Below are 6,795 nucleotides of genomic sequence, written 5' to 3'. Positions count from 1 at the left end.
CGATCGCTTTGAATAGTTGCTGTGACCCTAATCGCCGCGCCCTTTCCGGACCACGGCCGCGGGCTGGCACATTGTTTCCGGCAGAAGCTGTCAGCGCGGGCGCGTTGACATAGGTGTAGGCGGTTCGCATCCTGTGTGGGACAGGTAGCGACATTGGCCTGAGAGTTCTGCCGAGCCGAAATAGATAAAGCCTTTTACCGGGCGCTCGGTGCGATCCGCAGTACGTGCGCGGTGGAGAGCCGTCGGCGGGGCCACTGTCAGCGGTCCGCAACAGCTCACGAGGAGACCACATGCCCGTCGACGCCCCCCTGAGCAACGGCCAGCTATGGAGCTGGCGAGAAGTGGAGCGTTACCCCGAGGACTGGATGCGGGACGCCAACCTGCCCACGACCTGGGACCTGCGCGGCCTTCCCTTGGACCGGGTCACGACGGCGTTGCGGCGGCTCGTCGACCGGCACGAATGCCTGCGCACCACCTACCACGTACGAGACGGACAACCCGTGCAGCGCGTCCACCGGACGGTGACGCCGCCGGTCGAGCATGTGGACCGCGCGGTCACCGACCGCGGCGACCCGGAGCGTACGAAGGAGCAGCTGGCCACGATTCCGTTCCCGATGACCGACGCGCTGCCCTGGCGCGGCGTGCTCGTCACGACCGACGGGGCCCCGGTCTTCCTGGCGCTGTCGTTCTCCCACCTGATCGTGGACGTGTGGTCGATCCATCATCTGCAGGACCAGTTCCGCGCCCTGGTGGTCGATCCGGATGCCGACGCGCAGATGGGTCCCACCCTGCGCGAGCTGGCCCAGCAGCAACGCGACGAGTCGTGGCGCGGCCAGCAGGAGAGCTCAGAACGCTACTGGCGGCGCGTGCTCACCGACGGCCTGATGGACGAGCTGCCCACGCTCCCCGCCCGCGCCGAGCGGAACCGGATCGAGGCCACGCTGCACTCACGCCGCCTGGGCGGGCTCGCCGCCGAGGCCGCCAAGCGCCATGGCGTGACACCGCCCGCGGTGTTGATGGCGTTCATCGCCGCCGGCCTGGCCCGGCACACCGACACCGACCGGGTCACGATGAGCCTGATGGCCTCCAACCGGTTCGCCGAGGAGCACCAGCACGTCATCGGCACCATGAACCAGCTCATCCCGGTCAGCGCCACCGTCGATCCGGGCGCCACGCTGGCCGAGCACGTCAAGCGCTGGCACTGGGCGAGCGCGCGCACGTACCGCTACTCCTGCTACGACTTCGACCGCGTCGCCGCGCTGGCCGCCGACGCGGCCACGCACAGCGGGCAGGAGCCGGGGCACGACTGCTGGTTCAACCACCTGTTCCGCAGCTGGTTCAACTACATGCAGATCGACCGCGCCCCACTGAACCCCGCCGACCCGACCCCCGCCGAGCTGGTCTGGACGCCGCTGGCTCAGCAGTACGGCCAGGCGTTCCGGGTGCGGGTGGCGGTCCAGGGCGGTCTCACCAGCGTCATGCTGCTCGCGGATCCGACGATCATCCCGCCCGAGGCCGCGACCGACATCCTGCGGGCGATGGCGCTCGGCGTACAGCTCGCGGCGACCGACCCGGACACGTGCCTGAAGGACCTGTGGAGCGCCAGGAGCGAGGGCCTGCCGCCGTCGCTGTTCCCCTCCGAGGTACCGGCGCCGCCGCACTAGACGTCCGTGGGCCGGCGCGACAGCCCCCGCCGCGCCGGCCCACGGATCCCGCTCACAGCGACAAAGCACCCGCCAAAGGGCCCGCAGTGACACTGCGGGCCTGCTTTCATTCCGGGCTCAGACCAGCACCTCGACGGGCTCCGGGTGGCTCAGGAACGCGGTGGGGCTCGCTGTCAGCCCGTACGCACCGGCCTGGAACAGCACGATCAGATCCCCCACCCCCACCTTGGGCAGCGAGACGTCGTCCCCCAGCAGGTCGAGCGGCGTGCACAGGCAGCCGACCACGGTCACGGGCTCCTCGGGCGGGTCGTCCATCCGGTTCCCCACCGCGATCGGGTAGTTGCGCCTGATCACCTGACCGAAGTTGCCCGAGGCCGCGAGCTGGTGGTGCAGGCCGCCGTCCACGACGACGAACACCTTGCCGCGCGACTCCTTGCGATCCACCACGCGCGTGACGTACACGCCCGCCTCGCCGACCAGATAGCGCCCCAGCTCGACGACGAGCCGCGCCTCCGGCAGCCGGGGCCGGACCAGCCCGTCGACCAGCCGCGCCAGGTTGTCGCCGATCGGGCCGAGGTCGAGCGGCCGGTCGCGCAGCGCGTACGGGATGCCGAAGCCGCCGCCGATGTTGACGTAGCGCACGGGCCCGGGCGCCGCGTCCGCGAAGCCGAGAATCAGCTCGACGGTACGGCGCTGCGCCTCGCAGATGTTGTCGACCCGCAGGTTCTGCGACCCGGCGAACACGTGGAAGCCCTGGAAGTCGAGGTCATCGCCGGTCAGCCCGGCCAGGACGGCGGGGATCCGCTCCGCGTCGATGCCGAACTGCTGCGGCCCGCCGCCCAGCCGCAGGCCGGAGCCGCGGATCGCGAAGTCGGGATTGACACGCAGCGCGACCCGCGCGGGAACGCCCACGGCGGCACTCGCCGACCGGACCCGTTCCACCTCCAGCTCGGACTCCAGCTCGACGGTGACGCCGGCGGCGACCGCCTGCGTCAGCTCGGCCATGGACTTGCCGGGCCCGGCGAAACTGATCCGCGAGGCGGGCGCCGGGGTGTCGAGGGCGTGCCGCATCTCCTGCGCGGAGGCCACGTCGAAGCCGTCGACCAGGCCGCTCATGTGCTGGAGCAGGGCCGGCATCGGATTGGCCTTCACCGCGTAGCTGAGCTCGACGTCCTCGGGCAGGGCCGCGCGTACCGACGCCACCCGCCGGTTGACCAGCTCCCGGTCATAGGCGAAGAACGGCGTGCTCCCCACGCGGGCGGCCAGCCGCTCCACAGGGATACCGCCCACGGTGAGCTGGCTGTCGTACCTGCCGTACCAGCCGCTCGGGATGGCGGTCACCAGGTCACCGACCTGCGCAGCTCCGTACGGTCGAACTTGCCGTTGCCCGATCTCGGCAGCCGGTCGCGCGCCACCACCCGGCGCGGGACCATGTAGCGCGGCAGGTCGCGTTCGAGCGCCTTGACCAGCGTCTCTGTGTCGCACGACGCGCCGCCCGGCCCGCTGACGACGAGCACCACCTGCTGGCCGAGCGTGTCGTCGGCGACGCCGAACGCCACCGCCTCGCCCACCAGCCCGGTGGCGTAGGCCGCCTCCTCGATCTCGCTGGGGCTGACCCGGTATCCGGAAGTCTTGATCATCTCGTCGGTACGTCCCACGAAGTAGATGAATCCCTCGTCGTCGCGGTAGGCGACGTCGCCTGACCAGACCGCGAGCTCGCTCCCCCATGGGCTGCCGCCCGGCGGGTAGGGGCGGAACCGTTCGGCGGTGCGTTCGGGGTCGTTCCAGTAGCCGAGCGCCACGAGCGCGCCACGGTGCACGATCTCCCCCTTCTCGCCGGGCTCGCAGACGCCGCCGTCCGGGCGTACGACGAGGATCTCCGCGTTGGGAATCGCCTTCCCGATCGAGTCGGGCCGGCGGTCGACCTGCTCGGGGTCGAGGTAGGTGGAGCGGAAGGCCTCCGTCAGCCCGTACATGAGGTACGGCCTGGCCTGCGGGAACGTCGCCCGCAGCGAGTCCAGCGCGGGCTTGGGCAGGCGCCCGCCGGTGTTGGCGAAGTAGCGCAGGCGACGGGTGGCCGCCTCCGGCCAGGTCTGCGCGGCGAGCTGCAGCCACAGCGGCGGTACGCAGGTCAGCCCGGTGACACCGTGCCGCGCGCACAGGCGGACGACCGCGCCGGGCACCAGGTAGTTCACCAGGACGACGTGCGCGCCCGCGATGAAGGAGGTGGTGAGCTGGCTGAAGCCGGTGTCGAAGCTCAGGGGGAGCACGCCGAGCACCACGTCGTCGCGGGTGTGGCCGAGGTAGTGGGCGACGCTGCGGGCGCCGGCGAGCAGGTTGCGGTGCGACAGGACGACGCCCTTGGGGTTGCCGGTGCTGCCCGAGGTGTAGAGGATCGCCGCCACGTCGGCGTCGATCGCCCCCTCAGAAGCCGATACCTCGTCGTCGGAGGCGCACAGCTGGGACCAGGTCGTGATCGGCAACGGCTCTGGGACGCGCGGCCGGTCGCCGACGAGGATCAGGTCACGCAGCGACTCCACCTCCTGGAGCCGGGCGCCGACCAGGCGGTGCCGCTCGACCGAGGTGACCACCGCGACCGCCCCGCAGTCGGCGGCCACGTAGCCCACCTGCTGCGGCTTGAACAGCGGATTGACCGGGACGAACACCCCGCCGGCCGCGGACACGGCGAACATGGCGACGACGGTCTCGATCCGCTTCTCCAGGTAGACGACGACCCGCTCACCCCGGCGCAGCCCGAGGCGGCGCAGCCCGCTCGCGGCGCGGCCGACGCGGTGGGCCAGCTCGCCGTAACTGAGCGTTTCGTCCTGGTACGTCACGGCGGGGCGGTCAGGGTCGCCGCACCGCACCACGTCGTCGACTCGCGTCAGCATCGGCGATCCTCACACTCGTAACGGCGCTCGCTCGTCACCGACGGTTCCTTGGGGGTGAATGAGCGCGGACAGGGCCTGCCACAGCGAGCCGACGGTGTCGAACGTCTCCTCGTTGAGGAGGTCGTCGGGCAGCTCGATGTCGTAGCGGTCCTCGATGTCGGCCAGCAACCGCACGACGCCCATCGAGTCGAGCCCGAGGCCCGCCAGCTCGTCGGAGGCGGAGAAGTCGCCCGCGTCCGCGTACGGCAAATGCGAGCGCAGAATATTCTGAAACTCGGGTGGTATTTCCAACATAGTCACCGCGCCACCTCAGGCCGAAAGCCGAGCCGCTCCATGCTGTTCGCTCCGAGCTTGGCCGAATGCGCGACGACGCGTCAAGACCGCCATTCTGGAAAAGCCGCCGCAGCCATTGGCAGGTAATCGCCTTCCGGAGCCGGTCATCGGCGCCCGGTTGTCGCACCCCTGACCGGCGCAGATTATGAAACACATTAACCGGCGACCGGCGCACATGGGGAGGCTGAGTTGTCCGCCGCGAAGAACGCGAATCTGTGCTGGGGCCAGCGTTACATGTGGCTGAAATACCACCGGCTGCCGCCGGGCGAACGGCATGACACGCACATCGTGCTGCGGCTCGCCATCCCGCACGACGTCACGGTGGCGAACTGCCGCGCGGCGATCAACTATCTGACGCGCCGCCACGAGTCGCTGCGGACCACGTACCACCTCGACCCCGGGCCGGAGCCGCGCCGGCAGGTGCACCCGCCGGCCGCGCTGCCGATCCTCCTGGCGACCACCGAACGCGACGGCACCCCCGCTCCCGCCGAGATCGTCGAACGGCTCGGCACCACCGACTTCCGCCTCGACACCGACTGGCCGATCCGCGCCTGCGTCATCACCACGGGCGGCGTCCCCAAGCAGATCGTCCTGGTGCTCAACCATCTGGCCGTGGACGCGTGGACGGTCCGGGAGATCAAGCGCGAGCTCACCGTCCAATGCGCCGGCTTCAGCTCCCGGCGACCGGCCGCACTGGAACCCGTCCGCAACCAGCCGTCGGACCTGGCCCGGCACGAGTCGTCGGCCGAGGCCACCGCGGTGGCGGCCCGCTCCCTGGCGTACTGGGGCGAGGAGATAGCCCGCCTCCCGGCCGACCCGTTCGCCGCCCGACGCACCCCCGACGGCGACCCGACGCTCCCCGACCGCGAGCCGGTCGCGCTCGACGGCAGACCGCTGACGCCTGATCGTGAGCCGGTGGCGCGGAGTGCGACCCTGACGTCTCCTTCGCTGCTCGACGCCGTGCGGCGGATCGCCGCCGCGGACCAGGTGTGGCCGTCGCTGGTCCACGTGACCGCGTACACCGCCATGATGGCCGCCTACACCGGCCTCGGGACGGTCGCGCACCTGTCGTTCTCCGGCAACCGCGAGCCCGGCCCGTACGCGGGCGTGATGACGTGCATGTTCGCGCCGATGCTGGTGACCGTCGACTGCCACGACGACCCGACGTTCGCGGAGCTGCTGCGCCGGGTGGCCGAGCGTTTCGAGCTCGCCCGGACGCACTCGTCCGTGCCCTACGACCAGGTCGTGGAGCTGGTGTCGCGCGAGGGATCGCGGCGTGGCCGGCCGGTACGCCTCGGGTCGGAGGTCAACTTCATCAAGCAGCGCTCCAGCGAGGCCCGGGCCCGGCGCACCACGTTCGCCTGGAAGACGGTGCCGACGGCTTGGGCGTACGAGGAGATGGACACGTACTTCAGGATCGACGAGTGGCGTGACGCGGTCGTCGTCGGCTTCCACGCCCGGTCCTCGGTCATGGGAGCCGGTGACATGGAGCGCTTCCTGCGCGGCTACGAGACCGTCCTGCTCGCCGGTGCCGACATCCGGATCAGCGACGTCACGCGCCTCGCCGCCTTCAGCGCACCGGCGACCCGCAGCACACCCGCCCCCGACACAACACCCGAGAGCGCCCCCGAGGCCGAGCAGGCGCTCGCCGAGGTCGTCCGGCAGGTGAACGGGCTCGGCGAGGTGGACCTGTCCGACAGCTACACGCTCGCCGGCGGCCGGGCCCTGCGGATCCCCCGGGTCCTGGCCCTGCTGGCGGCCCACGGATGGGCGGGCGCCTCCGTCCACCACCTGACCGGCCCCCAGCCGCTGCGGGCACTGGCCCGCAAGCTGACCCCTGAGATCACTTCGGAAGTCGTCATCGAGTCTCCGAGGCACGTACTCACCCAGCCCTGACCCACCCTGGA

At 71.0% G+C, this 6,795-nt stretch carries 5 protein-coding genes; 2 read left to right on the top strand and 3 right to left on the bottom strand.

What is annotated here, in order from left to right:
• The first annotated feature begins 290 nt into the window (after window positions 1-290).
• Complete coding sequence (locus AB0B64_RS14150) at window positions 291-1,664, top strand: condensation domain-containing protein (protein WP_358177378.1); 1,374 nt, start codon at window positions 291-293, stop codon at window positions 1,662-1,664.
• 117 nt (window positions 1,665-1,781) lie between these two features.
• Here the strand turns inward: AB0B64_RS14150 and AB0B64_RS14145 are convergent, their stop codons facing one another.
• From AB0B64_RS14145 to AB0B64_RS14135, 3 genes are read right to left on the bottom strand one after another with little or no spacing between them, the layout of a single operon-like run.
• A complete protein-coding gene (locus AB0B64_RS14145; RefSeq protein WP_358177375.1) occupies window positions 1,782-3,005 on the bottom strand; it encodes a pyridoxal-dependent decarboxylase, exosortase A system-associated in 1,224 nt (407 codons plus the stop codon).
• On the bottom strand, window positions 3,002-4,555 hold the full coding sequence (locus AB0B64_RS14140) for an acyl-CoA ligase (AMP-forming), exosortase A system-associated (RefSeq protein ID WP_358177372.1): 1,554 nt from the start codon (window positions 4,553-4,555) through the stop codon (window positions 3,002-3,004). The genes AB0B64_RS14145 and AB0B64_RS14140 overlap by 4 nt, the downstream gene beginning before the upstream one ends.
• A 9-nt stretch (window positions 4,556-4,564) precedes the next feature.
• Window positions 4,565-4,804, bottom strand: coding sequence for a phosphopantetheine-binding protein (locus tag AB0B64_RS14135; protein WP_357647193.1), 240 nt, complete (start codon window positions 4,802-4,804; stop codon window positions 4,565-4,567).
• Window positions 4,805-5,077: 273 nt separating this feature from the next.
• On the opposite strand from AB0B64_RS14135, the gene AB0B64_RS14130 reads away from it, so the two are divergent.
• Window positions 5,078-6,784 carry a condensation domain-containing protein gene (locus AB0B64_RS14130; protein WP_358177369.1) on the top strand — a complete coding sequence of 569 codons (1,707 nt, stop codon included), beginning with the start codon at window positions 5,078-5,080 and terminating at the stop codon, window positions 6,782-6,784.
• The last annotated feature ends 11 nt before the right edge of the window (window positions 6,785-6,795 follow it).

The sequence above is a fragment of the Nonomuraea sp. NPDC049129 genome, from assembly GCF_040648495.1.
Taxonomy (GTDB): Bacteria; Actinomycetota; Actinomycetes; order Streptosporangiales; family Streptosporangiaceae; genus Nonomuraea.
The sequence above is the reverse complement of the archived record's forward strand: the minus strand, read 5'-3'. Positions and strand labels throughout refer to the sequence as shown.